General features: G+C 66.9%; 2 protein-coding genes. One reads left to right on the forward strand and one right to left on the reverse strand.

Annotated features, from left to right (window positions below):
* Positions 1 to 464 (forward strand): peptidoglycan-binding domain-containing protein (locus FNH04_RS44275; protein ID WP_228031990.1); only part of this gene is annotated, 464 nt, incomplete at its 5' end.
* A 200-nt stretch (positions 465 to 664) separates the two neighbouring features.
* On the opposite strand, the gene chvE is transcribed toward FNH04_RS44275, so the two are convergent.
* Entirely contained in the window at positions 665 to 1,756 is a 1,092-nt protein-coding gene (chvE, locus tag FNH04_RS44280) for a multiple monosaccharide ABC transporter substrate-binding protein (protein ID WP_152791881.1), read from the reverse strand.
* Between the last annotated feature and the right edge of the window lie 1,011 nt (positions 1,757 to 2,767).

The raw sequence follows: 2,767 nt of genomic DNA on the forward strand, positions 1-2,767 counted from the left end.
CCCGCGCCTCGTCGTCCCCCTCTCCCTCGACGACCCCGACCAGGACGGCCCCCACGTCCAGTGCCACGGCCGCCCCCAAGGCCCCGGGCTCCGACGAGGCCGACCAGCAGCGCGTCCCCCAGACCCTCCGCCTGGGCGACGACGGCCCCGAGGTCACCGAACTACAGCTCCGCCTCAACCAGTCGAAGTTCTACTTCGGCGACATCGACGAGAACTTCGACGAACAGGTCGAAGCGGCGGTACGCGGCTACCAGTTCAGCCGAGGCATCGCCGACGACGAGCCGGGCGTGTACGGCGTGGCGACGAGAAAGCGTCTGGAATCGGAGACGAACGAGCCCCAGAGCCTCCGCCCGACCCAAGCGTCTCACCCGGCCGAGAACGGGCGGGGACGTCAGAGGCAGGGGAGCCACACTTCCGGAAAGACCGGAAAGACCGGAAAGGGAAGATCCAGCAGGCCGTCTTGAGGGACGGCCGGTCCTCACACAGGACAACCACGTCCACGTCCCGAACCCCGGGTGAACGCGAGGCCGGTGGGGCCGTGAGGCCGGTGGGGCCGTGAGGCCGGTGGGGCCGTGAGGCCGGTGAGCGGCGGCATTCCTGCGAGCTCCCGGAGCAGAAGCGTGCCGCCGCTTGACCGGCGTCCTTCTCGACCTGTGCCGTACGGCTACTTGAGGTCGGCGGCGGTGTAATAGCCGCTCAGGACCAGGACTTCCTTGTAGTTGGTCTTGTCGACGCTCGTCGGCTGCAGCAGGTAGGCGGGCACGGGCTTGGCGCCGTTGTTGTAGGACCTTCTGTTGTTCACCTCCACCGGCTTGTCGGTGAGGATGTCGTCGACCATGAGCGCGGCGACCTCGGCGAGCTCGCGGAGGTCCTTGTAGACGGTCTGCCCTTGCTCCCCTGCGATGATCGACTTCACCGAGGCCAGTTCGGCGTCCTGACCGGTGATGACCGGGAGGGGTTTGCTGCCGGAGCCGTAGCCGTCCGCCTTCAGCGCGGCCAGGACGCCGAGGGAGATGCCGTCGTACGGCGACAGGACCGCGTCGACCTTCTTGGTCCCGTACGTCCTGGCGAGGATGCCCTCCATGCGCTTCTGCGCGGTGGGCCCGTCCCAGCGCAGGGTGGTGATCTTGTCGAGCTCGGTCTGGCCGGACGGGACGACCAGCTGCTTGCTGTCCAGGAACGGCTGCAGGAGGTGCATCGCACCGTCGAAGAAGTACTTGGTGTTGTTGTCGTCGGGGGAACCCGCGAAGAGCTCGATGTTGAACGGGCCCTTGCCGTCCTCCAGGCCGAGCTCGTCGATGATGTGGAGGGCCTGGAGCCGGCCGACCTGCTCGTTGTCGAAGGAGACGTAGTAGTCGACGTTCTTGGTGCCGAGGATGAGCCGGTCGTAGGAGATCACCGGGATGTTCGCGTCGGCGGCCTGCTTGACGACGTTGTTCAGCGACTTGTTGTCGATGGCCGCGATGATCAGCGCGTCGACGCCCTGCTTGACCAGGTTCTCGATCTGTGAGACCTGTCTGTCCGGGTCGTCGTCGCCGTAGACCAGCTTGGTCTTGTACCCCTTGGCCTTCAGGTCGGTGACGACACTCTTGCCGTCGGTGAGCCAGCGCTCGGAGGCCCGGGTCGGCATGGCGATGCCGATGGTGCCGCCCCCGGAGCTGCTGCTGCTCTCGCTGCTCTCGCCGCAGCCGGACATGATGAGGGCGAGGGAGGCGGCTCCGGCGGTGACGGCGAGGGCGGATCTTCGGGTGTACATGGTGATCGTTCCTTGTTCTTCTCGTCGTTGAGAGGATGACGGCGTATCAGATGTCAAGGGAAAGCGGTGGAGCGGGCCGGGCAGCCTGCGAGCAGGTCGAGAGCGAGGGTCGGGCCCCACGGACGGGTGCCGTACGGGTGGATCCCGGGCGTCCCGGACGGACAGGACCTCAGGCAGGGCGGTGCGCCGCGGCGGACCAGCCACCGAGGTTGTCGAGGAACCTGGCGCACATGCCTCAAGGGACGTGAACAGCCGGCGGATCCCGCTGAAACGATTGAGGGGCAAGTCGCCCCGCACGTCGCCCGAGTCGGCGCTCGGACGCCTCCGCGTCCCGTGGATCACCGATCAGTGCGTTGCCGGTGTCCACCTGTACGTACGTCAGGCTGCGCCACGGCGTTCCGGCCACGTGTGTGCTGAATCCGGTGATACGCAGAGCACTTGCCTTTCAACCGTTCGAAATTTCGTCACATGGGCGGAAGTTTGCCGTGACACTAAAAGGGTGAGTGCGGGGTGTCAACGGGACGAACGGCAACGGTTCCAGAAGGCACCGGCAGCACCGCCGACACGGCGGAACCTTTACGGCGGCACCCGACACCCCAGCCGGGCCCCTGCATCTCTCCTGGCCAAAGGCATAAGGGTGAAGATTCTAGCGAGGACGGGGCGCCTGCGGGGCGGACTTGAAGAACCCGTCCCACACCATACGCGGGGACAGTCGGGTACGCGCGTGGCGGCGACGCCACCATCAGGCGAAGGGAAGAGTGCGCCGGGGAACGGTGACGTCGAAACCGGCGGAGCGAACAAGGCATCCGCCGCGGCGGATCAGGCACTCACCGCGCAGCGCACCATCCTGGCCAGGACATCGCAGATCACGGATCGCACGGCAACGCCGACCCGACTGACCGCGAGGATGCGGCAGTTACCAAGCCCCCACACACAACCTACACACACCCCACCACAGCCAGCGACCACCCCCAGGGGCGCGGGGAACTGCGCGACAAGCCACACCCCACC

This window comes from Streptomyces phyllanthi, assembly GCF_009377205.1.
Lineage (GTDB): Bacteria > Actinomycetota > Actinomycetes > Streptomycetales > Streptomycetaceae > Streptomyces > Streptomyces phyllanthi.

Excerpts from the sequence above, each read along its gene's own strand:
- chvE (WP_152791881.1), bottom strand. The coding sequence starts at position 1,756 with ATGTACACCCGAAGATCCGCCCTCGCCGTCACCGCCGGAGCCGCCTCC.